This window comes from Stenotrophomonas sp. YJH_SMC_6 (assembly GCF_059371335.1).
This window is the reverse complement of the sequence record NZ_JCAFUM010000008.1, coordinates 103,202-126,691: the sequence shown is the minus strand read 5'-3', so window position 1 is coordinate 126,691 and position 23,490 is coordinate 103,202. Positions and strand designations below refer to the sequence as shown.

Genomic DNA, 23,490 nt, shown 5'->3' with positions numbered 1-23,490 from the left:
TGTGGCACAAACGACTTAATCCCCTCCGTCCCCTTTTTTGGGTACCGTAGGCGCATGAGTACCTACCACCTGCAGTCCGTGTTCCGTCCGCAGTCGGTCGCGGTGATCGGCGGCAGCCCGCGTCAGCGCTCGGCCGGACGTGCGGTGATGCGCAACCTGCGCGGCACCGGCTTCCCCGGCAAGGTGGCGTGGATCAACCCGCGGCATGCCGAAATTGATGGCATCCGCACCGTGAAGCGGCTGAAGGACCTGGACTGGGTGCCGGATCTGGTGGTGATCACCGCGCCGGCGTCGATCGTGCCGCAGGTGGTGCGCACCGCTGCCGAACGCGGCGTGCAGGCGGCAATCATCCTCACCGCGCACCTGGGGGAAGGCCCGGGCTCGCTGTCGGCGCAGGTGGAGGCGGTGGCGCGCAAGCATGGCCTGCGCATCCTCGGCCCACACTGCCTGGGTGTGATTGCACCGCACGCACGGCTCAATGCCAGCATCGCCGCGCACTTCCCGCAGGCCGGTGATCTTGCGTTGATCTCCGAATCCTCGGCCATTGCCGCCGCGCTGGTGGAGTGGGGCGTGGCCCGCTCGGTCGGGTTTTCCGCGGTGGTCTCGCTGGGCGACACGATGGACGTCGACTTCGGTGACCTGCTCGACTACTTCGCCACCGACTACCGCACCCGCGCCATCCTGCTCTACGTCGAGCAGATCAAGGATGCGCGCAAGTTCATGTCGGCCGCGCGTGCCGCCGCCCGCGCCAAGCCGGTGGTGGTGGTGAAGTCCGGCCGCGCCGAGCGCGTGCAGCCGGGCAGCCGCGATACCCATGTGCAGGCCCTGGCCCGCACCGACGACGTGTACGGTGCGGCCTTCAACCGCGCCGGCCTGCTGCGCGTCAGCGCGCTGGACGAGCTGTTCACGGCTGCCGAATCGCTGGGCCGGTTGGGGACGTTCCCCGGTCGTCGCCTGGCCATTCTCAGCAATGGTGGCGGTGTCGGCCGCCTTGCCGTGGATCAGCTCATTGCATTGCGTGGCACGCTGGCCAACCTGTCCGACAGCACGGTCGAGAAACTCGACGCCGTGTTGCCGCAGGGCTGGTCGCGCAGCAATCCGGTCGACATCGTGGTCGACGCCGATGGTGACCGCTATGCCGCCGCCATTGAAGCGCTGCTGGCCGACAACGAGAACGACGCGGTGATGGTGGTCAATGTGCCCACCGCATTCACCTCGTCTGCAGACGCTGCGCAGGCGCTGACCCGCACGCTCGGCCTGCGTCCGCGCCACCATCGCGACAAGCCGGTATTCGCGGTGTGGCTGGGCAACGATGACCAGGCCACCGCCACGCTCAACGCGGCACGGGTGCCGACCTATCCGACCGAGGCCGAAGCGGTGCGCGGCTTCCAGCATCTGGTGCGCTATCGCGAAGCGCAGAACGCGCTGATGGAAACGCCGCCCAGCCTGCCGCAGGACTTCAATGTCGACGCGGCGGCCGCACGCGCGCTGGTCGATGCCGCGCTGGCCAACGGCCAGCAGTGGCTGGACCCGCTGGCTACGCATGAACTGCTCAAGGCCTATGGCATTCCGTCCGCGCCGGTGATGCATGCGCGCGATGCGCATGAGGCGATGGACCTGGCGCAGCCGCTGCTGGAACGTGGTGCCACCGTGGCACTGAAGATCCTGTCACCGGACATCCCGCACAAGTCCGAAGTGGACGGCGTGCGCCTGAACCTGTCCACCCTGCCGGCGGTGCAGAGCGCGGCCAACGCGATCCTGTCGCGCGCGCGCCAGCTGCGGCCGGATGCGCGCATCGACGGCCTGCTGGTGCAGCCGACCATCGTTCGCCCGAAGGCGCGCGAACTGATTGTCGGCATCGCCGATGACGCGACGTTCGGCCCGGTGATCGTGGTCGGCCGTGGCGGTACCGCGGTTGAAGTGATCAATGACAAGGCATTGGCGCTGCCGCCGCTGGACCTGCGCCTGGCCCATGAGCTGATCGGCCAGACCCGTGCCTCGCGCATCCTCAAGGCCTATGGCGATGTGCCTGCCGCCGACGAGCGCGCACTGGCATTGGCGCTGGTCAAGCTGGCACAGCTGGCCGCTGACATCCCCGAAGTGCGTACGCTGGACATCAATCCGCTGCTGGTCGACGGCAAGGGCATCCTCGCCCTCGACGCACGCGTGGCGGTGGCGCCGTCGCGCATCCTGCACAAAGGCCGTGGCCATCCGCGCTTCTCGGTGTTCCCGTACCCGAAGGAGTGGGAGCGCACCATCGAACTGTCCGATGGCGGCCGCGCCTTCGTGCGCCCGGTGCGGCCGGAGGATGACGCGCTGTTCCGTGCGTTCTTCGCCCGCGTCAGCGACGAGGATCTGCGCCTGCGCTTCTTCCAGTCGGTGAAGCACTTCAGCCACGAGTTCATCGCGCGCCTGACCCAGCTCGACTATGCACGCTCGATCGCACTGGTGGCGATCGAACCGCGCAGTGGCGAAATGCTCGGCGCGGTGCGCCTGCACGCCGATGCGGATTACCACCGCGGTGAGTACGGCATCCTGATCCGCTCGGACCTGAAGGGCCACGGCATCGGCTGGCGGCTGATGGCGATCATGATCGAGTACGCCAAGTGGCTGGGCCTGGACGTGGTCGAAGGTCAGGTGCTGCGCGAGAACAGCACCATGCTGGCGATGTGCCAGAGCCTGGGCTTCAAGACCAAGCTCGATCCGGACGACCCGACGGTGATGATGGTGACTCTGCCGGTGCAGCAGGTCGAAGTCCCCACCCCGCTCTTGTAGAGTCGAGCTTGCTCGACTGCCATCATCGAAAAGCAGTCGAGCAAGTTCGACGCTACAGTCAGGTCAACGCAATGGTTCCACCACCACCGCCGTGCCATAGCACAGCACCTCGGTCAGCCCGGTCATCACATCGGTGGCGTCGTAAAGCAAGCTCATGCTGATGATTGCGCTGCTGTCAGTCGTTCCGACGATTGAATATAGACTACAACGATGGCTTATACCCTACGCCAGTGACGTCCGAGTGGTCCACGCATGTCGGCGTACCGGGTGCCTGCTGTGTCTCTTGCGTAGGAGTGACTGAATCACCAGAAGGAAAGAAGCGGCTACTGACGCATTTCGCTCTTCAACTCAGCGAAGAAGCAACGCTACCATTGCGCCACTGCGTGGCGGCGACCCTTCGTGACCTTATTGAAAGAAGATGTTTCCCGATGTTGCAGGAATGAGGAAATTTGTGAGGATCCAAGGTATCAACGAAAAGACCTTCGCCATCTGCGTGTGCTGCCTAGCTATGGTGGCGGCAACTGCAGACGGTCGGACCTTGCCGTTCTTGTTCATAGGAGCGGTTGTCATTGTGATAGCCAGGCGTGCCGACGTCAGGCGCGAGCGGATTCGGGAAGAGCACGCGTCGAAATGATCACTTTGCAAGGATGCCGCTTGAGCTGCAGCTGCGGCTGATTCCTGCAAGGACGCCAAGTCCGTATTGGTTTCAATGCGGCAGTTGATGGACCAGAGCAATCGTCATGACTCTTCTCGACGCTTGGCATGGAGTCCACGCGAGTTATGCAGGGCATCTTGACCTGAGAACGACTGGTGAGCCGTTCGAACAGCCGCATCGAATCAATCTCGTGCAACGCTTGCTACATGCCCGAATCGCTCAAACGCATATCACTGCTGCAGCAGGTGGATGCGCAGCATCGTCTCCATCGCATACGGTGACCGACCCACGCGACCCGAACGCGGGTAATGTGGCTCGATCCGGGCCGGTAGTGCCTTCCATGGCACTACCTAGTCCACCTCGTAAAGGAGAATCTCGCGCCGGGTCTGCTTGCGCTTGCCCAGGCCCTGCGCATCCCCAAATGTCAGCCGTATGATGTATTCCACTACGCGACTCAATAGTGTCCCCCGAAGCGGCAATCTGTGGCGGGCACTGCTGCACAGTTCGCAGGGAGCTGTTCAGAACATCCTTGGCGCTGGTAAATCATTGGCTGGATCGCGGGGCTTTCGCCCTGCGATCCTTTGAGGGTCGATATGAAGATTACTGATGGATTTGATGGGCGGCATGGCAAGTTCTATTTTATTTCCCTGGTAGCAATGGCGTCTGCCTCAGCGCTGATGCTGGTGGCGGCGCTTCGGGGTGCTGAGCCTTTGCAGGTTCCTCAGGAGGTCGGAGTTTCTGTTGCCGCATTCTCGCTGATGTGTTCGACGGCAAGTTACCTGCTAATAGGGAAAATTAAGTGCTCGTTCCTGCTGCTTGGGGCTTCGGCTGTCGTGTTTTCGGCCGCTCTATGGTCGTTCGGTGCGCCTTTGTCGTTCGTGCTTCTTTTGGGGCTTCCAGCTCTGCTCCTGTCTTTAATTTCAGTTATTTTTCGGGATAAGGTCGATATACAGGTCGAGGGGGATGACTAACGTTATTTATCTATAGATTTGCTTATTCTTAGTCCATTGGTCGCTGATGGCTGAGCGAGATTTGTCGTCCTCATGACCTGCATCTACGGATGCTCTGAACAACTACTTCGGTAGTGCTGTCCGCTGGCCGGCGGCCTGAGAGACAATAGAGGCACACGTTGAGAAGCCATCCATGCAGCTGACATTTGGCGATACGCAGGGTCTGGGCAAGCGCAAGCAGACTCGGCGCGAGATTCTCCTTTACAAGGTGGACTAGGTAGTGCCATGGAAGGCACTGCTGGCTCGGATCGAGCCACATTACCCGCGTTCGGGTCGCGTGGGTCAGTCGCAGTATGCGATGGAGACGATGGTGCGCACCCACCTGCTGCAGCAGTGATATGCGTTGGAGCGATCCGGGCATGTAGTAAGCGCTGCACGAGATCGCTTCGATGCGGCTGTTCGCCCGGGTCAGCGAGCTTGATGCGATCCCGGATGACCAGTTGTTTGCCGGGAGCATTGCCGACAACATCAGCGGCTTCGATAGCGGCTTCGATGAACAGCGCATCGAGGAAGCTGCTCGGATGGCAGCCGTGCACGACGATATCGCGGGGCTGGCGATGGGTTATCACGGTCTTATCGGAGACATGGGCAACTCGCTTTCAGGCGGTCAGAAGCAGCGAGTGATTCTGGCCCGCGCCCTCTACCGCCGGCCACGGATTCTGTTTCTGGATGAGGCCACCAGCCATCTTGATGTCATGCGCGAGCGCTTGGTCAACGAAGCCGTGCAGCGTATGGAGCTGACCAAGGTGATCGTGGCCCATAGGCCGGAGACCATAAACAGCGCCGACCGCGTGCTCGTGATGGAGCAGGGGCGGATCGTCCAGGAGGTGCGGCCCCAGCGTGGGGCGTCGACGGCGCCTGCTTCCGACGCCGAGGAATGCGTCGCGGCATCGGTCTGACTCGCGTCCCACAGGGTATCCAGAAGCGGGCGCGGGTCCGGCGCGCCTGGCTCATCCGGCGGCACGTCGCCGCGCTTGGCGCGGTCGCTGGCATGGCGCCGCCACCGCACCGGCGCGACAATACCCCCATGACCGACCGTATCCCCCTGTTGCTGCTGCCCGGCCTGCTCAACGATGCCGAACTGTGGCGCGCGCAGTTGGCCGATCTGGCCGACATTGCCGATTGCACCGTAGGCGACCAGACCCGCGGCGAGACCCTGCAGGCGGTGGCCGAGGACGTGCTGGCGCAGGCGCCGGAGCGCTTTGCGCTGGCCGGGTTCTCGCTGGGTGGTTTCGTCGCCCAGCAGATCCTGCGCATCGCGCCGGAGCGTGTGCTGCAGCTGGCGCTGATCGATACCTCGATCCACGCCGATTCACCGGAACGTGCCGAACAACGCCGCAGCCAGCGCGCCAGCGTGCGCCTGCCGGGGAAGTTCCACGGCTTCGGCGATGCCCTGATGCGCAGCTACATCGACGCCTCGCGGCTGGATGATTACGTGCTGGTGCAACGTGTGCGTGACATGACCGCCCGCCTGGGCGCGGAAGTGTTCCTGCGCCAGAGCGCGCTGGAACGCCGCGATGGCCACGATGTGCTGGCTGGTTACCGCGACCCGCTGCTGATCGTATGTGGCGTCAACGACCGCATTACGCCACTCGCAATGAGCGAGGAAATGCACGCGATGGTGCCGCACTCGCAGCTGGTGGTGGTGCCCGATTGCGGGCACCTGGCCCCGATGGAGAAGCCGGACGAGGTCAGTGCGGCGATGCGTGGGTGGTTGCTGCAGGCGTGACACTGTCCAGCTTGATGGATTCCTCGTTCCAACCCATGCCGTTGTAAACGTGGTAGCGCAGGACGCCGATGTACTCGTGCAGCATCACTTCGATCAGCAGCAGGTTGTACGCAGAGGGAAGCCACCCCGGCGAGGCGCGGAGGCGATCACTGGGCAAGCCCTCGGCCACGACACCGAAGTGCCGGAAGTAGATCAGACTTCGCCTTAGGTGCAGGCCAGAGGTCACCAGCACTACCCGGACACTGTCGCGCTGGATCATTCGGCTGCTGTTGCTGGCGTTCTGCCAGGTGTTCACGCTGGCGTGCTCGCGGATGATGTGTTCCGCAGGCACGCCCAGCGCAATCAGTTCACGCGCGTAGACGTTGGCTTCTGCGGCATTGTCTGGCGCAGTAGCGCCACCGCTGACCAGCACCACGCAGGATGCACCGGTGCGTTCGCAGGCGAGGTAGCGCTGCGTTGCGGCCATCAACCGGCTATAGCCAGCCAGGCCGGGCCTGGAGCCGTGAGCGTCCTGATCGATGCCAGCGCCCAGCACGACAATCGCCGTGCGTGGATGGTGCGCTGTTGCAGTGCTTGGCGGCGCGTCCTGTGCCAGGTCCAGCAGCAGTTGCGTGATGGGCGCGCTCGCGCTGGCCAGGATGGCCAGTGGCGCTACGGCGAGCAGGGCGCCGCTACGCACGTGTCGCTTTCGAACCAGAACCGCACACGAGAGCAGCAGAAAGAGTGTCAGGGCGAGCATGTCGAACCTCAGGAAAATTTGAAAGGAATCCGATGGCGTTACGCGATCGTTGCTTCCATGCTGGATGCCATGGATCTGAAGCGAATGTCACTCCCGGTCAGATGTGTTGCCATCGTGGGCGCCATCCTGCTCGCGGTTGCAGGCGGGCATCTGCTGGGTAGCATGTTTCCGCAGCTGTTCCTGCAGATCCATCAACGGATGCAGTAGTCCGTACGCTCCGCACGTTGTCGCTTCAGGCCTCTGTTTGGGCGTCGCGGAACGCGGAAACGCATCTCTTCAGGTGTTGAATGCGACAAGCAGAGGAAAGCAATGCGACGCTTGAACTCAACGCAAGGCGTAGAGCCGCGGCGACATCCTGCAGACGGACCTGAGCTCGGGGAGCGATCGATGCTCAACCTGATTGCAGCGACCGCGCCAGACCAGTTCTCATCGTTTGTCGTTGACCTGGACGAGGCGATTTCGCGCTGGATGAGCGCTGCGGAGAATGAATCCCCGGGTTGCCTGGAACAGGAGCTTTCGCGCATGCATGCCTTGAAAAGTGTGACCTCGGCCTTGGGCAGCTGCAGGATTGCCGATGCCTGCGAAAATCTGGCTGATGCTCTCCGCTCCGGCGAAGCCATCGGCAGCGTGCGGCTGCGCGGCTGCGCGCTGGCAATCTCGGCAAAGCGCCTTCTGGGACGCACGACAGGTCAATCACTGACCGGGGGGCGCTGACATGCATGATCCGTACACGCCCTCTCCAATGTCGTCCCCGGCAGCGCTGCTGCATGCTGCGCGCGTGCTGGAAATGCATCGTCTGGCTCTACTGCTGTCATGCTTCCAGGAGCCGCGCGCCAGTGGGTTCCGGGTGCTGCTGCAGGCGCTTGCGGTGCTGTGGTGCTGGCTCTGGATCGATGGCCCTCAGCCTGTTCTGGCCGATGAGGCAGCGCGGGTGCTGCCGGCCGCCGTTGTACTTCTGGCGGTATCTGTAGCGTGGGCACTCTTTGTAAACCTTCGCAGGGCGCGTCACGACACGTGGTACGACGCGGCGGGTCTTCTGCTCAGTCTGGCGATGGTGGCCATCCAGGTGCACGCGGCCTTCATCCTGTTGATGGCACTCAATGCAATCCTGCCGTTCCTCGTCATCGCCGCGACGGTGGCTTACGGACGCAAGGCCATGGCGCCGGCAATCGCGGTAACGGCCGTGGCGCTGCTTTGGGCAGCCCCCGAAGGCTACTGGTTCTCGCGGCCCGCCTATCTGGCCTATGCGCTGGCGCTGACCATCCTGTTGCCGCTGGTCGTGGCGTCACTGGTGGCAGCGATGCGCGAAATCGCGTTGCGTGCCATTGCGTCGCGTGAGGCGCAGGGGCGATTCGTCGGCACCATGAGTCATGAGCTTCGCACGCCGCTCAATGCCATCATCAGCGGCATCCAGCTTCTGGAGGTCAATACGGCAAGTGCTGCCCAGCGACACGCACTGGCCACCGTTGCAGGGCAGGCCCAGGCGCTCCGACGTCGCATTGATGATGTACTTGATGTTGCCAGCATTGATGGTGGCAAGCTGAAACTGCGGCCACATCCTTGTTCGCTGCGTTCCATCATCGAGGCGGCGCAGGCGAGCTGCATGCCTGCGGCTGCAGACAAAGGCGTGGTACTGCAGGTGGATGTGGGGAGAGCAGACGTATGGCTGTTGGCAGATGGCGGTCGCATCGAACAGGTGGTGACCAATCTTCTCTGCAATGCCATCAAGTTCAGTCCCATGGCGGGCGAGGCGAGGGTCTCGGTTGGCGCCGTTCGAGCGGTGGATGACTGGCAGGTGCGGATCTCGGTCTGCGACTCCGGGACGGGCATCGACGAAGCGCAGAGAGGCATGATTTTCTCGCCTTTCGTGCAGGTCAGTCAGGGCGAAGCACGTTGCGAACAGGGCGTCGGGCTCGGGCTGTACATCGTTCGGCTGATTTCCGATGCCATGGGCGGAACGATCAGCGTCGGCCGCAGCGATGTCGGCGGCGCCTCATTCGTGTGGTGCTTCGCTGCTGCCGTGGCCGATGAGGCTGAGCCGCTTCCTTCCCTGGGTGAGCTTTTCCAGTTGCACGCGGCGGTGGTTCGTCCGCTGCACTGCCTGCTGTTCGAAGACGTGGAGACCAACCGCGAGGTGGTGCAGCACCTGCTGCAGTGTGCAGGCCATCGCCTCAGCTTCCGGAAAGATGGTCACGATGCTCAGGCCGTCATCAAGGCGCTGGCGCCCGACGTAGTTCTGCTGGATCTGCACATGCCAGGTTGCAGTGGATGGGACGTACTGGAGGCGCTGGTCAGGGACCCTGCGGCGCCTCCCGTTCTGGTGATGAGCGCAGACACCCGGGTAGAGGTGATTGACAGGGCGCAGGCGCTGGGCGCGGCTGGGTTTCTGTGCAAGCCACTGGACATCGAGAGCGTCCTGGATATGTTGCGCGGTGTTGCCGAGCGCTGACCGTCCGGTAGGTGCCGACCAAGGGCGGCACCTACCGATTCCGATCCGTAACCGCAGCGGGATCAATCCCAGGCCGGGGCGATACCTTCCGGGTTGGCCAGGCGATGGCCGCGGTCCAGCTTGGCGATCTGCGCCATGTCTTCGTCGGTCAGGCGGATCGCTGCTGCTTCCAGGTTGCCCGACAGGTTTTCGCGCTTGGTCGACGACGGGATCACCGAGAAGCCCTGCTGCAGCGCCCAGGCCAGCGCGATCTGCGCCGGAGTGGCCTGGTGGCGGCCGGCAATGGCCTGGATCACCGGGTCCTTGATCACCTCGCCATAGGCCAGGCTCATGTAGGCGGTGATGTGGATGCCGTTGTCCTGCAGGAACTTCACCAGCAGGCGGTTCTGCAGGTACGGATGGATCTCGATCTGGTTGGTGGCGATGGCGCCTGCACCGAGGATGCCGATCGCCTTGCGGGTCTGTGCGATGGTGAAGTTGGAGATGCCTATCTGCTTCGTCAGGCCCTGTGCCTTGGCCTCGGCCAGTGCGGTCAGGTACTCCTCCATCGGCACGTCGACCTTGTCGTTCGGCGACGGCCAGTGGATCAGCGTCAGGTCCACATGATCGGTACGCAGCTTTTCCAGACTGGTACGCAGGCTGGCCAGCAGCGCTTCGCGCTTGAACTCGGTGATCCAGACCTTGGTGGTCAGGTAGATCTCTTCGCGCGGCACGCCGGAATCGGCGATGGCCTGGCCGACCTCGGCTTCATTGCCGTAGATCTGCGCGGTATCGATGGCGCGGTAGCCGACATCCAGCGCATTGCGCACGGAATCGATCACGGTCTGGTCTTTGAGGCGGAAGGTGCCGAGACCGAAGGCGGGGACAGTCATGGGGAGCTCCAGCAAAGGGGAGGGATGCGAATATCCGGCAAAGGGTAGGCCAGTGGCCGCATGCGTGCCGGCAACGGTGCATTGCACCACCGTACCGGCAGGGCGCCGGCACGGCATGACTTATCTCAATGCGCGGCCACGGCGATGCCATCGGCGCGGTCATCGATGCCGTCGCGGCGGTCCAGGCGGCCGCTGAGCACGGTCAATGCATACGCGCCCACCACCACCAGCGCGCCCAGCCACGGCGTGTGCATCAGGCCGATGTTCTCCACCACCAGCCCGCCGAGCGAGGCGCCCAGCGCGATGCCGATGTTGAAGGCGGCGATGTTCAGCCCCGAGGCCACGTCGGTGGCCTGCGGCGCATAGCGCTGCGCCTGCTTGACCACGTAGACCTGCAGGCCGGGCACGTTGCCGAACGCCACCGCACCCAGTGCCAGCACCGTGAGCAGCATCAGCCAGGTGTTGTAGGCGGTGAAGGTGAGCACGAACAGCACGATGGCCAGCAGGGCGAAGATGCGCTTCAGTGCGGGCACCGGACCCATGCGGTCGGCCATGCGCCCGCCCCACAGGTTGCCGATTGCCACCGACACGCCGTACACCAGCAGCACCAGGCTGACCGCATTGGCGGAGAAACCGGTGACGTCCTGCAGGATCGGCGCCAGATAGGTGAAGGCCAGGAAGGTGCCGCCGTAGCCCAGCGCGGTCATCGCATAGACCAGCAGCAGGCGGGGTTGGGCGAGTACGGCCAGCTGCTGGCGGAAGCTGGCCGGCGCACTCTGCGGCACGCTGCGCGGCACGAACAGCAGCGCGCCGAGCAGGGCGATCACGCCCAGAGCGGCCACCGCCAGGAAGGTGGCGCGCCAGCCCAGGTGCTGGCCGATGAAGGTGCCCAGCGGCACCCCGGTCACCAGCGCCACGGTGAGGCCGGTGAACATGATGGCGATCGCGCTGGCGGCCTTCTCCTTCGGCACCACCGCGGTGGCGATGATCGAACCGATCGAGAAGAACACACCGTGGGCGAGGCCGGTGAGGATTCGGGCGACGATCAGCGAGGTGTAGCCCGGCGCCAGGAAGGCGATGACGTTGCCGAGGGTGAACAGCACCATCAGCGCCACCAGCAGCGACTTGCGCGGTACGCGGCCGGTGAGCGCGGTCAGCACCGGCGCACCGATGGCCACGCCGAGGGCATACAGAGAGACCAGCAGGCCGGCCGAGGGCAGGCTGACCTGCAGGTCGGCGGCAATGGTGGGAATCAGGCCGACGATGACGAACTCGGTGGTACCGATGGCGAAGGCACCGAGGGTCAGCGCCAGCAGGGCGAGGGGAATGCCACGGATCATGGCCGGCTCCGGAGGGAAGGAAGGCGCGCAGTGTGCGCGGCGCACCTTTGCCGAAAAACCGGTCTTCACGCCAATCACTATTGCCGCCCAGTCAATAATGGAGGCATGAAGACCACTCTCGATGAAATGCAGGCCTTCCTCGCGGTGATCGACAGCGGGTCGATCAGTGCTGCCGCCGAACAGCTGGGGCAGACGCCGTCGGGCGTGAGCCGGGCGCTGGGGCGGCTGGAAGACAAGCTCGGCACCACCCTGTTGACCCGTACCACCCGCCGCCTGCACCTGACCGCAGAGGGCGAGGCCTACCTGCGCCATGCACGGGCGATCATCGATGCGGTGGAGTCCGCCGAGGAACAGATGGCCGCCCGCCGCGAGCGCCCGGCCGGACGCCTGCGCGTGGATGCGGCGATGCCGTTCGTGCTGCACGTGATCGCGCCGCTGGTGGCCGGGTACCGCGCGCGCTACCCGGAGGTGCAGCTGGAGTTGAACAGCTCCGAGCGCTACATCGACCTGCTGGAACGGCGCACCGATCTGGCGATCCGGATCGGGCCGCTGGCCGACTCCACCCTGCATGCGCGGCCGTTGGGTCGCTGCCAGCTGCGGCTGGTGGCCAGTCCGGCCTACCTGGCGGCACACGGCGAACCGGCCAGCGTCGCCGCGCTGGGCCAGCACACCCTGCTCAGCTTCAACGAACCGGAATCGTTGAATCACTGGCCGTTGCCGGGCGATGCCGATGGCCTGCTGCGGGTGCGTCCGGATATCGCGGTGTCCAGCGGCGAAACACTACGCCGACTGGCGGTGGAAGGCGTGGGCATCACCTGCCTGTCCGACTTCGTGACCGACCGCGACCGCGCCGCCGGCACTCTGGTGCCGGTGCTGGCGACGCAGACGCTGGATGTGTACCAGCCGATCCACGCGGTGTATTACCGCAACACGGCGGTGTCGGCGCGGATCAGCTCGTTCCTGGATTACCTGGGTGAAGCGATGGCGCGGAGCGATTACCTGCGCTGAGGTCGTGGCGGGGTTGCCGGCCAGCGGCCGGCACTACCGCAGGTTACGGCGGGTGCGGACCGTTGGTCCGCACGGCCCCTGCCATCGCCCGACCAACGGTCGGGCGCTACCCATGTGGTGGTGGGGTCGCCGGCCAGCGGCCGGCACTACCGCAGGTTACGGTGGGTGCGGACCGTTGGTCCGCACGGCCCCTGCCATCGCCCGACCAACGGTCGGGCGCTACCCATGTGGTGGCGGGGTTGCCAGCCGCTGGCCGGCAACCGGATCAATCAGGCCGCGCGCGCCAGCGCGTCCTTCGCTGCGGCGGTGGTCGACAGATCGAACACATCCACCGCGTCGATCAACCGGTTCGCCTGCTGCTCCAGGCTGCGCGCGGCGGCGCTGGCTTCCTCCACCAGCGCGGCATTCTGCTGGGTGGTGCCGTCCATCTGGATCACGGTCTGGCTGACCTGTTCGATGCCCGCGCTCTGCTCCTGCGAGGCGGCGGAGATCTCGGCCATGATGTCGGTGACGCGCTGCACCGACGCCACGATCTCGGCCATGGTGTCACCGGCCTCGCGCACGCGCCGTGCACCGTGGCCGACCTGTTCCACCGACGCTTCGATCAACGCCTTGATCTCCTTCGCGGCTGCCGCCGAACGCTGTGCCAGGGTGCGCACTTCGCTGGCAACCACCGCGAAGCCGCGGCCCTGCTCGCCGGCGCGTGCCGCTTCCACCGCGGCGTTCAGCGCCAGGATGTTGGTCTGGAAGGCGATGCCGTCGATCACGCTGATGATCTCGGCGATCTGCCGCGACGAGGTTTCGATCGCGCCCATCGTCGTCACCACCTGGCCGACCACGCTGCCGCCGTGAGAGGCAACGGTGTGCGCGCCGATCGCCAGCTGGTTGGCCTGGCGCGCATGCTCGGCGTTCTGGCGCACGGTGGAGGTCAGTTCCTCCATCGATGCCGCCGTCTCTTCCAGGTTGGCGGCCTGCTGTTCGGTACGGCGCGACAGATCGTTGTTGCCGGCGGCGATCTCCGCCGCCGCCGTGTGGATGTTGCCGGAGGCGTGCTTGATGTCGGTGACGATGGTTGCCAGCTGCGTAGCGGTGGTGTTGGCGTCGCCGGCGATACGCGCGAACACGCCCTGGAAATCACCGTGCATGCGCGCGCCGAGGCGGCCATCGGCAATCGCGCGCAGCATGCTGGAGACCTCGCCGAGGTTCAGTTCGGTGGTCTGCATCAATCGGTTCAAGCCGTCGACCATTGCGCGGAAATCATGCTCGAAGCGTGCGCTGTCGCCGCGCTGGCTGAAGTCACCGGCGGCGGCGGCTTCGGCCAGGCGGCGGATCTCGCCGTTGATCATGCCGAGATTGGCCTTGGCCGTATCCAACGCGTTGGTGATCACGGCCTTTTCGCCGGGCAGGCGTTCCATGTCCTGGCTGAGGTCACCGACGGCATAGCGGCCCATGATCGAGATCGCGCGCATCTTCACCTGGATGTGCGCGTCAACCAGCGTGTTGCAGTCGGCCACCATGGTGCCGAACGCGCCCGGGAACGCACTGGCATCCATGCGATGGCTGATGGTGCCGGCGTCATGCGCCTGCGCCATCGTCGCCTGTGCGTCCAGTACGCCGCGCAGCGTGGACTGCACCGCCTGCATCGCCTGCGCGAGGCGACCGATCTCGTCGCGGCTGCGCACCTGCACCACGTGCTGCAGATCACCGGCGGCCACGGCACGCGCAGCGGCTTCCACCGCCAGCACCGGCTGCACCACCGCGCGCCGCAGCCACCAGGCCAGGCCCATCAGCAGCAACACGGCGGCCAGCACGGTCAGCGCCGCGCACAGCAGCAGGGTCTGCCGCGCCTGCTGCGACCGCGCCGCTACGGTTGCTTCGGCCACCTGCGTGGCATGCGTGCTCAGCGCATCCAGTGCGGTCGCCACCGGGCGGTCCTTGCCACGCACCAGATTGTCGCCGGCGGCGGGATCGTAGCCGGCTTCCGCAAACGCCTGCAGGGCGGCGTGGTAGTCCTTCTGCAGCTGCGTGTGCAGGCCGATGAAGGACTGCGCCAGTTCGCGCGTGCGTATGTCCGGGCTGGCTACGAGGCCCCTGGCCAGCTGCTCGACCAGGCGGCCCTCGCTGTCAAAGGCGTCCAGATGGCGCTGGCGCAGCGCGTCGTCGTGGCCGCGCAGCAGCACGTTCTTCCATTCCTGCACCTGGCCGCGGAACTCGCGCTGCAGGCGTTCGGCGTCGCGGCTGTGCGCGACTTCGGGTGGAACCTCGGTGGACAACTTCAACCAGGCGGAGGCCAGGCCCGCCAATGCGCACAGCAGGACCACGGCCAGACCAACGGAAACCGCGCCGAGCAGCTTGGACTGCAGGCGCGGAGCACGGACAGACGCTTTCATGGAAGGGACTCTCGGGAAGGGGCAATGCGGTATCGACCTGTCCCCAAGCGTCTGAAGTGCGACACTCATCACATTACCGTTTCGTTTAGTGATGTGAAGGAGATGTTTCATAGGACAAATGTGTCCATATGGAACGAAAGAAGACCCTCGACAGAGAATTTAAATGTAACTATCGTTGTTACATGAAATCCGCAAATCCACTGTCCGACGCCCTGCATGTGATGGCGCACCTGGTCGGCCATGCCGCCCCGCGTACGTCCGAGCAGCTGGCGTCCTGCCTGCCGACGCATCCGGTGGTGATCCGTCGCCTGCTGGCACAGCTGCACAAGGCCGGCCTGGTGCGCAGCACCCGCGGCCACGGCGGCGGCAGCCTGCTGGCACGCGACGCCGCGGCGATCACCCTGCATGACATCTACCTGGCGGTGGGCGCACCACCGCTGGTCCAGGTCGGCGCCCGCGACTCCGGCGGTGGCTGCCCGATCCAGCAGCTGGTCAACAGCGCCTTGCTCGAAGGGGCGCGCGAAGCGCAGCGCCTGCTCGAAGCGCGGCTGCAGGCGACCACCCTGGATCAGCTCGGCGCCGACTTCGCCCGCCATCTTGCCCATCACCGTTCCCTGGAAGGTCACCATGAATCCTGATGTGCTCATCGTCGGCGGCAGCTATGCCGGCATTGCCGCCGGCCTGATCCTGGCCCGTGCCCGTCGCCCGGTCACCGTCATCGACGCCGGTTCGCCGCGCAACCGTTTCGCCAGTCATTCGCACGGGGTGCTCGGGCTGGATGGCATCAGTGGCGCCGAGCTGCTGAAGACCGCGCGCCAGCAGCTGCTGGACTACCCCACGGTGCGTTGGGTGCATGCCGAAGCCGTGCAGGCCACCGCAAGCGCCGAAGGCGTGGAAGTGCGTACCGCCGATGGCCAGGTGCTGGCCGCGCGCAAGCTGCTGCTGGCCAGCGGTATTGCCGACCAGTTGCCGGCGTTGCCGGGCCTCGCCGAGCGCTGGGGCAGCACCGTGCTGCACTGCCCGTACTGTCATGGCTATGAAGTGGGTGGTGGTGCCATTGGCCTGCTTGGCGGTCATCCGATGTCCGCCAGCAAGGCGCCGCTGTTCGCGGATTGGGGCAATGTCACGTTCTTCAGCATGGGACTGGACATCACGGATGAGGAACGCGCCGCCATGCAGCAGCGCGGCGTGCAGATCGAGACGTCACCCGTGCTGGGCGTGCAGGGCGACCAGCCGACCTGGCTGGAAGTGAAGCTGGCCGACGGCCGCCGAATCGCCCAGCGTGCGTTGTTCGTGCCGGCCACCCAGGCGATGGCCACGCCATTGGTGCAGCAGCTGGGCTGCACGTTGGTCGAGAGCCCGCTGGGCGTGCTGATCGAGGTCGATGCGATGAAGCAGACCTCGGTGCCGAACGTGTATGCCGCAGGCGATGCGACCACGGTGGGCAACATCACCCTGGCCATGGCCGAAGGCGTGCGCGCGGGCATCGGCGTGCACCATGCGCTGGTGGCCGAGGACAGCGTGCCGCGCTGAATGTGCCGGGGTCAGATCCCTTTCGCAGAAAGGGATCTGACCCCCGACGCGACGTGTTGCTCTGGTAGAGGCCGGCCTTGGTCGGCACCGCTCCATTACCCCTTCACGCACAGCACCTGCCGCAGCGTGTGCACCACCTCGACCAGGTCGAGCTGCGCGGCCATCACATCGTCGATCGACTTGTACGCGGCCGGTGACTCGTCCAGCACGCCACTGTCCTTGCGGCATTCCACATGCGCGGTGGCTTCGCGGTGCTGGGCCAGCGTGATCTGCTGGCGCGCCGTGCCACGGCTCATCACCCGGCCGGCGCCGTGGCTGCAGCTGTGGAAGCTGTCCTCGTTGCCCTTGCCGCGCACGATGTAGCTGCGCGTGCCCATGCTGCCGGGAATGATGCCCAGCTCGCCCTGACGCGCGCTGACCGCGCCCTTGCGCGTCACCAGCAGTTCCTGCCCGTGGTGCGTCTCCTTCTGCACGTAGTTGTGGTGGCAGTTCACCGCCATCGCCGCCAGCTGGAACTTCGGCAGCCGGTGGCGCATCTCGGCCAGCACGCGCGACATCATCGCCTCGCGGTTTTGCCGGGCGTAGTCCTGCGCCCACGACACCGCTTCGACGTAGTCATCGAACAGCGGCTCGCCTTCCATGAAGAACGCCAGGTCCTTGTCCGGCAGGTGGAAGCCCAGCACGCGCCGGGCCAGTTCCTCGCGCGCCTTCTCGATGAAGTAGGTGCCGATCAGGTTGCCGGTACCGCGTGAGCCGCTGTGCAGCATCACCCACACCATGTCCGTCTCGTCCAGGCACAGTTCGATGAAGTGGTTGCCGCCGCCAAGCGTACCCAGCTGGCGGTCGAGCTTGTCGGTGCGGATCCTGCGGTGCTTGTCCTTGATCTTCTCCAGGCCGGCGGCCAGCCCGGACTGCACCAGCCGGGTGTGGATGCTGTCGGGCATGCGGTGATGTTCGCCGCCGCGCCCATTGCCGACCGGGATGCTGCGCTCGATGCTGTTGCGCAGCTGCCGCAGGTCATCGGGCAGGTCGTTGGCGCGCAGCGTGGTACGCACCGCCGCCATGCCGCAGCCGATGTCGACGCCGACCGCGGCCGGGATGATCGCCCCGCGGGTCGGGATCACCGAGCCCACGGTAGCGCCCTTGCCCAGGTGCACGTCCGGCATCACGGCCACCCACGGTCCGACGAACGGGATCGCGGCGATGTTGCGCAGCTGCTCGTGGGCCTGCGCTTCAAGCGGCACACCGTTGACCCAGCCCTTGATCGGCGTGGTGCCCTCGGCATGCAGCCATTGATAGTTCTGTTGAGTGTCCATGTCTTCTTTAATGTCCTTGATGGGCCGGCGGCGCGTCCCTGCGCCACCGCTACCCCCTACCTGATCGTCACCAGCTGCTTCAGCACGCCATCCAGGCCGCCGAACACGGTGAGCGTGTCGATCTTCTCGGTGACCTTCTCCAGTGCCTCCAGCTCCTTCAAGCGCATCAGCACCGGGTTGTCCTCGATCAGCTTTGCGGTGTTGAGCTGCGAACGCGTGGCGTTGGCCTCCTCGCGGCGACGGATCACGCTGGCCTGGGCCTGCTTCTCGGCCAGCACCACGCCGTTGAGGATCTCCTTCATCTCGCCCGGCAGGATCACGTCCTTGATGCCGACGCCGAGCAACCGCACGCCGTGGCCTTCGATCGCCGCCTGCACATGCGCAGCGATCTCGCCGTCCAGTGCCGCCTTGTCACCCAGCAGCTCGTCCAGGCTGCGCGCGGCAACTGCCTGGCGCAGGCCGAACTGCAGCTGCCGGTAGACGAACTCATCGGCATTGCTGAGCGTGCGGTGCGCACGCACCGGGTCGACCACCTGCACGGTCGCGGCCAGGTTCACCCGCAGGGTCACCTTGTCGCGGCTGAGCAGTTCCTGGCCGGACACATCCAGTGAACGTGCACGCAGTTCCACACGCTCCACCGACACGTTGCCGTTGAAGTTCCAGAACGCGTGCAGGCCGGCGTCCAGCGTCTGCCGCAGCGTGCCATCGATGAACAGCAGGCCGACCGACTCGCTCGGCACCGTGCTGATCACCGCCACACGCGGCAGCACGCCCAATTGACCCAGCCGCTGCTGCACGTCGGCCGGAATGCGCGGCTCGTCACCCAACGCCATTACCTGCACCTGGGTATCGACCGAACCGCGCCAGTACAGACGGCGGCTGCCCGGCGGCAGCACTTCATCGATGCGGCCGTTGCGCAGCAACAGGCCGACCTCGCTGGCGCCGACGTTGGCCAGCACGAAGTGCGTGTCCAGCTGTGCGCCCAGCGCTTCGATCAGGCTGTCCTGGTCGCTGCCAGTGTAGGCCGCGCCCTTCGATGCAGTGTGGATGTCCACGTGCGGCCGGCCGCCGAACGGCGACAGGCGGTGCACGCCCGGCAGCAGGATCTGCTGGAAACGACGGTTGCGATACACCAGGCCGCGCTCGCCGTCGCCGATCACGACCTTGATGGTCCAGAACATGGGAGTCTCTCCTTGTATGGCTCTGGTGGTTCGACCCGTTGCGGATGAATCGCCATGACCCGGGTCGATCCGGTCGTGGCGAGGCTGCCTGCACATCACGTGCAGGCAGCGGAAGAGGGCGGCCATCGGCGGACGGTCCGCGCGCGGAGCCTTCGATGCGCCGGCAGTGCTGCCATCGTCGTTCCCGGCAGGCAGCACCGGTGCGGAACGTGGCTGGCAGTGGCGGCGGGCCGGGGCCCGGCGTGAGGTCCGTTGCCTTCCACGTTCCTGCCCGAAGGCGATGTCGGTGGACGGCGACGATGGCCGCTGGGGCTTGCGCCCCGGGTGTTGCTTCAAGTCATGACGTGACAGGTCATGTGGTTTGGAGTGGGAATCGAACCCACGACAGACGGATTACGGATCCGTTGTTCTGACCAAGCTGAGCTATCCAGTTGGGGACCGCGCGGAATCGAACCGCGTACCGGCGAACCGGTGCCTGCCTCCAGCAGGCGATCCAGGCGATGGCATGTCCGCGACCTCCGGCATACGCCACGGCAACGCCGCGCGCACCAGCCCGTGGTTGAAACGGGACCGTTGGATAATCGAGGGTGCAGGCCACCGACATTATCGGCGAGCGATAATGTTCTGATGCGATGCAGATAATGTCCAGGCGCTGCCAGTCGCGCGAAGTAAATCCTTCGGCGGGGCGGGAAAAGCCTGGGTCAGTGAGCGGCGGGTCGCCGCGCGGGGTGCAGTTCTGGCATCGCGGGTCCTTGTGTCGACGCAAACGAAAACGCCCCCGGGACTTGCGTTCCGAGGGCGTCGTCAGGCCTCGGAGATCGGGGTGGCCGATCTCCGCAGGGCGGGTATCAGGCCGTTGTCAGCTGGTCTTCCTTGCCGAACGCGCGCGCCGGCCCGTCCATGCGCAGGCATGGCAGCAGTTTGGCGATGGCGACGGAATGCGCGTTCAAGGGAAGTTTCCAGTGGTTGTTGAAACGAGGTGCGCACGATAAACCACGATTTAGTCGTGCGCAACCATTTTGTTCAATTACTTTCTGCGGTATGTGTGCAATGCCGGCCAGCGGCCGGCACTACCGGCCCTCACGCTTCGGCGCTGGCGGCATCCAGCTGCGCGACATCCTGCACGCTTAGCGACACATTGGCCGCCGCCAGCAGATCGTGCAGCTGCTCGACGCTGGTGGCGCTGACGATCGGCGCGGTGATCGACGGCCGTGCGATCTGCCATGCCAGTGCGATCTGCGCGGCACTGGCGTTGTGCTTGCTGGCCACGTCATCCAGTGCCTGCAGGATGCGCAGGCCACGCGGATTCAGATAGCGCTTCACCACGTTCTCGCCACGCGCCGGGCTCTTGGCCGCATCGGCCGGCGTGCGGTACTTGCCGCTGAGGAAGCCACTGGCCAGCGCGTAGTAGCCGATCACGCCGATCTGTTCGCGCTGCACCAGCGGTTCCAGTTCCTTTTCGTAGCCGGCGCGGTCATACAGGTTGTACTCCGGCTGCAGGGTTTCGTAACGCGGCAGCTTGTAGTCGGTGGACACCTTCAGCGCATCGGCCAGGCGCGTGGCGCTGTAGTTGGAAGCACCGATCGCACGCACCTTGCCAGCTTCGATCAACCGGCCGAATGCAGCCAGGGTCGCCTCCAGCGGCGTCGACTCGTCATCCTCGTGGGCCTGGTACAGATCGATCACGTCGGTCTGCAGGCGGCGCAGCGAATCCTCGACCGCCGCATTGATGTTGTCCGGGGTCAGGCCGGGGCGCTCGGCCCACTTGGCCACCTTGGTCGCCAGCACCACCTTGTCGCGCTTGCCGCTGCGGGCAAACCACTTGCCGATCAGCGTTTCCGATTCGCCGCCGGCATTGCCCGGCACCCAGGCCGAATACACATCGGCGGTGTCGACCAGGTTGAAGCCGGCGTCGACGAAGGCATCGAGCAGGGCGAAGCTGGCCTTCTCATCGGCGCTCCAGCCGAACACATTGCCACCGAAGGCGAGCGGACGTACATGCAGGCCGGAACGGCCCAGTTCGCGGGTTGCCGTCATGGGCACGGACTCCTTGGGGGAAGTGCTCCAGAATAAAACGCGTAGTGTGACCGTGCTGCGGCGGCGACCACAAAACAGTGTTCCGCGATACGCACGCAGCTAACGTTTTGTGAACACCTGGGACGCCGCGGCTGCTAGTCTCGCCCCATCTTCCGCTGGAGTCGCTCCGATGATGCCTGCTTCGTCCCTGCGTGGTTGCCGCCTGCTGCTTGCTTCGGCCCTGTTTGCCGCTGTTCCCGCGTTCGCCGCACCGGCCACGGTGGCGCCGGCGAAGATCCAGGTGTCGCCGGCCATCGACGCGGCGGTGAAGGCACCCACCCGTGATGCCAACAACGTCAAGCGCGACGGCTTCCGCCACCCGTCGCAGACGCTGTCGTTCTTCAAGGTGACGCCGGAAAAGACCGTCATCGAGATCACCCCCGGCAACGGCTGGTACTCGGAGATCCTGGCGCCCCTGCTGCACGACAAGGGCCACTACGTTGCTGCGGTGGTCGATCCGATGGCGGTGCCCGAAGGTCGTGGACGCGACTACCAGCAGCGCAGCCGCGACAGCCTGGAAAAGAAGTACGCCGCTGCACCGGCACAGTTCGGCAAGACTGCCGTGGTGGCCTACGATCCGGCCAAGCCGGTGTTCGGCCCGGCCGGTTCAGCCGATGTGGTGCTGACCTTCCGCAACGTGCACAACTGGCGCAAGGCCGGCCAGGCGCAGGGCATGTTCCAGGGCTTCTTCAACGTGCTCAAGCCGGGCGGCGTGCTGGGCGTGGTCGAGCACCGCGCCAAGGCCGACGTGGCCGACGACGATGACACCGGCTATGTCGGCCAGCAGCAGGTGATCGCGATGGCCGAGGCCGCCGGCTTCAGGTTGGACGCGCGCAGCGAGGTCAACGCCAACCCGCACGACACCAAGGACCACCCGAACGGCGTGTGGACGCTGCCGCCGACCAACCAGCACGACAAGGCCGATGATGCGAAGTACCAGGCGATCGGCGAAAGCGACCGCATGACCCTGCGCTTCATCAAGCCGTAAAGGGCGGCGCCGGGCCGTGCCTGGTGAGCGCGCAGCGCGGTGTCGGGCGGAATGGGTAGCGGCCGGGCAATGCCCGGCGCTGCCACCAATGGAGTGTGCTGTTGAAGAAAGTGCTGTACTTCGCCTTCGCATTGATGGCGCTGCCGCGGTTGTACGACTTCGTGTTCCATGCGGGTCACGTGCATGATCTCGTGGCGGCGGCAGGTTTTGCGGTGCTGCTCGTGGGTTGCCTGTGGGACGAACGTGCGCGCAGGGCCTGCCCACCGGTAGCGCGGCTACGGTATCGCGCCAACGCTGCCGCCACGTGCGGCGCCGTGGTGGTGCTCGTTGCGCTGTTGATGGAAAGGAAGGTCTTCGGCTGAGTGGTGATCGCGGCGGCGATGCGGGAATGGGACAATGCCCCACCCGCCGACTGCCGTGCCCGCAATGCTGATCGCCTTCAACAAGCCCTTCAACGTGCTCTGCCAGTTCACCGACCGCAGCGTGCCGCCGCGGCCGACCCTGGCCGGGTTCGGCCTGCCGCCGCGCGTGTATGCCGCCGGCCGGCTGGACCATGACAGCGAGGGGCTGCTGCTGCTGACCGACAATGGCACGCTGGCGCACAAGCTCACCGACCCCAGGCACAAGGCCGACAAGACCTACTGGGTGCAGGTGGAAGGCACGCCCAGCGAAGAGCAGCTGCAACAGCTGCGCGACGGCGTGGTGCTCAATGACGGGCCGACCCTGCCGGCGAAGATCGAGCGCCTCGATCCGGCGCCGTCGCTGTGGACGCGCGATCCGCCGGTGCGTTTCCGCAAGACCGTGCCTGACAGCTGGCTGGCGATCACGATCCGCGAGGGGCGCAACCGCCAGGTGCGGCGGATGACCGCCGCGGTGAACCTGCCGACGCTGCGGCTGGTCCGCGTGTCGATGGGACCCTACCGGCTGGACGACCTGCAGCCGGGGCAGTGGCGGCAGATTGGCTGAAATGAAAAGGCCGGAGCCCTTCCTGCGGAAGGACCCCGGCCCTGACAGTGGCCGACGATCTCAGGCGTCGCTGCCGATATCGCTGTGCTCGTCCACCACGGTGTCGTTGCGGCGGTCGCGTGCGTTGATGCGCTGCGCCTGCCCATTCACCACGTGGCCATTGGCAGCCTTCTTCTTCTGCTGCTTGCGGTACAGCGCATAGCCGAGCAGGCCGACGCCGACGGCAGCCGCGGCAATGGTCACGGCCGGGTTCCGGCGGGCGAACTTGGTGGCGACCTTGCCGCCGGTCTTCACTGCGCCGAGGGCGGCGCCGGTCTTGATCCAGTCCGCGTTGCGCAGGCTGCCACCGGCGCTCTTCAGGCCATCGCCGGCGGTGTGGGCCAGCTCCAGGGCGCGCTCCAGAGCGCGGTCGGTGATTACAGTCAGCTTGCTCATGCGGGGGTCCTTTGCCTCGGGTCGAAGT

General features: G+C 65.6%; 20 protein-coding genes, 1 tRNA gene and 3 pseudogenes. 13 read left to right on the top strand and 11 right to left on the bottom strand.

Annotation, left to right across the window (positions count from 1 at the left end):
* Nucleotides 1-54 precede the first annotated feature (54 nt).
* Nucleotides 55-2,775: a bifunctional acetate--CoA ligase family protein/GNAT family N-acetyltransferase gene (locus AC5P9N_RS10985; protein WP_043034453.1), complete on the top strand. Its 2,721-nt coding sequence runs from the start codon at nt 55-57 to the stop codon at nt 2,773-2,775.
* 63 nt (nt 2,776-2,838) lie between these two features.
* On the opposite strand, the pseudogene AC5P9N_RS10980 reads toward AC5P9N_RS10985, so the two are convergent.
* Nucleotides 2,839-2,949, bottom strand: a pseudogene (locus AC5P9N_RS10980) (YbjQ family protein); the annotation flags it as partial.
* A gap of 686 nt (nt 2,950-3,635) precedes the next feature.
* Nucleotides 3,636-3,864 (bottom strand): annotated as a pseudogene (locus tag AC5P9N_RS10975) (transposase); the annotation flags it as partial.
* Nucleotides 3,865-4,023: 159 nt separating this feature from the next.
* On the opposite strand from AC5P9N_RS10975, the gene AC5P9N_RS10970 reads away from it, so the two are divergent.
* The 3 genes and pseudogenes from AC5P9N_RS10970 to AC5P9N_RS10960 all read left to right on the top strand — a co-directional run bounded on the left by AC5P9N_RS10970 (nt 4,024) and on the right by AC5P9N_RS10960 (nt 6,169).
* On the top strand, nt 4,024-4,401 hold the full coding sequence (locus tag AC5P9N_RS10970) for a hypothetical protein (RefSeq protein WP_043034456.1): 378 nt from the start codon (nt 4,024-4,026) through the stop codon (nt 4,399-4,401).
* 172 nt (nt 4,402-4,573) lie between these two features.
* Nucleotides 4,574-5,339: pseudogene (locus tag AC5P9N_RS10965) on the top strand (transposase).
* A 128-nt stretch (nt 5,340-5,467) separates the two neighbouring features.
* Nucleotides 5,468-6,169: an alpha/beta fold hydrolase gene (locus AC5P9N_RS10960; protein WP_043034459.1), complete on the top strand. Its 702-nt coding sequence runs from the start codon at nt 5,468-5,470 to the stop codon at nt 6,167-6,169.
* Here the strand turns inward: AC5P9N_RS10960 and AC5P9N_RS10955 are convergent.
* Nucleotides 6,132-6,704: a YdcF family protein gene (locus tag AC5P9N_RS10955; protein WP_224119435.1), complete on the bottom strand. Its 573-nt coding sequence runs from the start codon at nt 6,702-6,704 to the stop codon at nt 6,132-6,134. The two genes, AC5P9N_RS10960 and AC5P9N_RS10955, sit on opposite strands and share 38 nt — an antisense overlap.
* On the opposite strand from AC5P9N_RS10955, the gene AC5P9N_RS10950 reads away from it, so the two are divergent.
* The 3 genes from AC5P9N_RS10950 (at nt 6,672) to AC5P9N_RS10940 (ending at nt 9,357) form a co-directional block, all read left to right on the top strand.
* Complete coding sequence (locus AC5P9N_RS10950) at nt 6,672-7,115, top strand: hypothetical protein (RefSeq protein WP_223846451.1); 444 nt, start codon at nt 6,672-6,674, stop codon at nt 7,113-7,115. The two genes, AC5P9N_RS10955 and AC5P9N_RS10950, sit on opposite strands and share 33 nt — an antisense overlap.
* A 180-nt stretch (nt 7,116-7,295) precedes the next feature.
* Nucleotides 7,296-7,622: a hypothetical protein gene (locus AC5P9N_RS10945; protein ID WP_099527226.1), complete on the top strand. Its 327-nt coding sequence runs from the start codon at nt 7,296-7,298 to the stop codon at nt 7,620-7,622.
* A gap of 73 nt (nt 7,623-7,695) precedes the next feature.
* Nucleotides 7,696-9,357 (top strand): hybrid sensor histidine kinase/response regulator, encoded by a 1,662-nt coding sequence (locus AC5P9N_RS10940; RefSeq protein ID WP_239498890.1) that lies wholly within the window; start codon nt 7,696-7,698, stop codon nt 9,355-9,357.
* Nucleotides 9,358-9,419: 62 nt separating this feature from the next.
* On the opposite strand, the gene dkgB is transcribed toward AC5P9N_RS10940, so the two are convergent.
* Together dkgB and AC5P9N_RS10930 are read right to left on the bottom strand one after the other, a co-directional pair.
* Nucleotides 9,420-10,229 (bottom strand): 2,5-didehydrogluconate reductase DkgB, encoded by an 810-nt coding sequence (gene dkgB, locus AC5P9N_RS10935; RefSeq protein ID WP_076739400.1) that lies wholly within the window; start codon nt 10,227-10,229, stop codon nt 9,420-9,422.
* A 125-nt stretch (nt 10,230-10,354) separates the two neighbouring features.
* Nucleotides 10,355-11,569 (bottom strand): MFS transporter, encoded by a 1,215-nt coding sequence (locus AC5P9N_RS10930; protein ID WP_076739399.1) that lies wholly within the window; start codon nt 11,567-11,569, stop codon nt 10,355-10,357.
* Nucleotides 11,570-11,674: 105 nt separating this feature from the next.
* Here AC5P9N_RS10930 and AC5P9N_RS10925 point away from each other — a divergent pair, with 105 nt between their 5' ends.
* Nucleotides 11,675-12,577 carry a LysR family transcriptional regulator gene (locus AC5P9N_RS10925; RefSeq protein WP_005411584.1) on the top strand — a complete coding sequence of 301 codons (903 nt, stop codon included), beginning with the start codon at nt 11,675-11,677 and terminating at the stop codon, nt 12,575-12,577.
* 269 nt (nt 12,578-12,846) lie between these two features.
* Here the strand turns inward: AC5P9N_RS10925 and AC5P9N_RS10920 are convergent, their stop codons facing one another.
* Nucleotides 12,847-14,967, bottom strand: a complete 2,121-nt coding sequence (locus AC5P9N_RS10920) for a methyl-accepting chemotaxis protein (protein ID WP_024958519.1) — start codon at nt 14,965-14,967, stop codon at nt 12,847-12,849.
* Nucleotides 14,968-15,149: 182 nt separating this feature from the next.
* Here AC5P9N_RS10920 and AC5P9N_RS10915 point away from each other — a divergent pair, with 182 nt between their 5' ends.
* Nucleotides 15,150-15,605 carry an Rrf2 family transcriptional regulator gene (locus tag AC5P9N_RS10915; protein ID WP_044571046.1) on the top strand — a complete coding sequence of 152 codons (456 nt, stop codon included), beginning with the start codon at nt 15,150-15,152 and terminating at the stop codon, nt 15,603-15,605.
* Nucleotides 15,595-16,500, top strand: coding sequence for an NAD(P)/FAD-dependent oxidoreductase (locus AC5P9N_RS10910; protein ID WP_099485137.1), 906 nt, complete (start codon nt 15,595-15,597; stop codon nt 16,498-16,500). Before AC5P9N_RS10915 ends, AC5P9N_RS10910 begins: the two co-directional genes overlap by 11 nt.
* 95 nt (nt 16,501-16,595) lie before the next feature.
* Here AC5P9N_RS10910 and AC5P9N_RS10905 read toward each other — a convergent pair whose 3' ends face one another.
* From AC5P9N_RS10905 to AC5P9N_RS10890, 4 genes are all read right to left on the bottom strand, one after another.
* Nucleotides 16,596-17,816 (bottom strand): RtcB family protein, encoded by a 1,221-nt coding sequence (locus tag AC5P9N_RS10905; RefSeq protein WP_043034465.1) that lies wholly within the window; start codon nt 17,814-17,816, stop codon nt 16,596-16,598.
* Nucleotides 17,817-17,872: 56 nt separating this feature from the next.
* Nucleotides 17,873-18,997, bottom strand: a complete 1,125-nt coding sequence (locus tag AC5P9N_RS10900) for a slipin family protein (RefSeq protein ID WP_043034466.1) — start codon at nt 18,995-18,997, stop codon at nt 17,873-17,875.
* Nucleotides 18,998-19,354: 357 nt separating this feature from the next.
* Nucleotides 19,355-19,428: transfer RNA gene (locus AC5P9N_RS10895), tRNA-Thr, on the bottom strand.
* Nucleotides 19,429-20,077: 649 nt separating this feature from the next.
* Nucleotides 20,078-21,034, bottom strand: coding sequence for an aldo/keto reductase (locus AC5P9N_RS10890; protein ID WP_012481579.1), 957 nt, complete (start codon nt 21,032-21,034; stop codon nt 20,078-20,080).
* A gap of 169 nt (nt 21,035-21,203) precedes the next feature.
* Here AC5P9N_RS10890 and AC5P9N_RS10885 point away from each other — a divergent pair, with 169 nt between their 5' ends.
* The 3 genes from AC5P9N_RS10885 (at nt 21,204) to AC5P9N_RS10875 (ending at nt 23,027) form a co-directional block, all read left to right on the top strand.
* Nucleotides 21,204-22,061, top strand: coding sequence for a class I SAM-dependent methyltransferase (locus AC5P9N_RS10885; protein WP_099485136.1), 858 nt, complete (start codon nt 21,204-21,206; stop codon nt 22,059-22,061).
* Between the two features lie 95 nt (nt 22,062-22,156).
* Nucleotides 22,157-22,423: a hypothetical protein gene (locus AC5P9N_RS10880; RefSeq protein ID WP_012481577.1), complete on the top strand. Its 267-nt coding sequence runs from the start codon at nt 22,157-22,159 to the stop codon at nt 22,421-22,423.
* 64 nt (nt 22,424-22,487) lie between these two features.
* Entirely contained in the window at nt 22,488-23,027 is a 540-nt protein-coding gene (locus AC5P9N_RS10875; protein ID WP_043034468.1) for a pseudouridine synthase, read from the top strand.
* 60 nt (nt 23,028-23,087) lie between these two features.
* On the opposite strand, the gene AC5P9N_RS10870 is transcribed toward AC5P9N_RS10875, so the two are convergent.
* The gene (locus tag AC5P9N_RS10870; RefSeq protein ID WP_005411574.1) at nt 23,088-23,462 is read right to left on the bottom strand and encodes a hypothetical protein; all 375 of its coding nucleotides are present in this window, start codon (nt 23,460-23,462) and stop codon (nt 23,088-23,090) included.
* Nucleotides 23,463-23,490 lie beyond the last annotated feature (28 nt).

Coding starts and splice junctions, on each gene's coding strand:
- AC5P9N_RS10925 (WP_005411584.1), top strand. CDS start 11,675: ATGAAGACCACTCTCGATGAAATGCAGGCCTTCCTCGCGGTGATCGAC.
- AC5P9N_RS10890 (WP_012481579.1), bottom strand. CDS start 21,034: ATGACGGCAACCCGCGAACTGGGCCGTTCCGGCCTGCATGTACGTCCG.
- AC5P9N_RS10920 (WP_024958519.1), bottom strand. CDS start 14,967: ATGAAAGCGTCTGTCCGTGCTCCGCGCCTGCAGTCCAAGCTGCTCGGC.
- AC5P9N_RS10900 (WP_043034466.1), bottom strand. CDS start 18,997: ATGTTCTGGACCATCAAGGTCGTGATCGGCGACGGCGAGCGCGGCCTG.
- AC5P9N_RS10915 (WP_044571046.1), top strand. CDS start 15,150: ATGAAATCCGCAAATCCACTGTCCGACGCCCTGCATGTGATGGCGCAC.
- AC5P9N_RS10940 (WP_239498890.1), top strand. CDS start 7,696: ATGCATCGTCTGGCTCTACTGCTGTCATGCTTCCAGGAGCCGCGCGCC.
- AC5P9N_RS10945 (WP_099527226.1), top strand. CDS start 7,296: ATGCTCAACCTGATTGCAGCGACCGCGCCAGACCAGTTCTCATCGTTT.
- AC5P9N_RS10930 (WP_076739399.1), bottom strand. CDS start 11,569: ATGATCCGTGGCATTCCCCTCGCCCTGCTGGCGCTGACCCTCGGTGCC.
- AC5P9N_RS10885 (WP_099485136.1), top strand. CDS start 21,204: ATGATGCCTGCTTCGTCCCTGCGTGGTTGCCGCCTGCTGCTTGCTTCG.
- dkgB (WP_076739400.1), bottom strand. CDS start 10,229: ATGACTGTCCCCGCCTTCGGTCTCGGCACCTTCCGCCTCAAAGACCAG.
- AC5P9N_RS10870 (WP_005411574.1), bottom strand. CDS start 23,462: ATGAGCAAGCTGACTGTAATCACCGACCGCGCTCTGGAGCGCGCCCTG.
- AC5P9N_RS10970 (WP_043034456.1), top strand. CDS start 4,024: ATGAAGATTACTGATGGATTTGATGGGCGGCATGGCAAGTTCTATTTT.
- AC5P9N_RS10910 (WP_099485137.1), top strand. CDS start 15,595: ATGAATCCTGATGTGCTCATCGTCGGCGGCAGCTATGCCGGCATTGCC.
- AC5P9N_RS10905 (WP_043034465.1), bottom strand. CDS start 17,816: ATGGACACTCAACAGAACTATCAATGGCTGCATGCCGAGGGCACCACG.
- AC5P9N_RS10875 (WP_043034468.1), top strand. CDS start 22,488: ATGCTGATCGCCTTCAACAAGCCCTTCAACGTGCTCTGCCAGTTCACC.
- AC5P9N_RS10985 (WP_043034453.1), top strand. CDS start 55: ATGAGTACCTACCACCTGCAGTCCGTGTTCCGTCCGCAGTCGGTCGCG.
- AC5P9N_RS10960 (WP_043034459.1), top strand. CDS start 5,468: ATGACCGACCGTATCCCCCTGTTGCTGCTGCCCGGCCTGCTCAACGAT.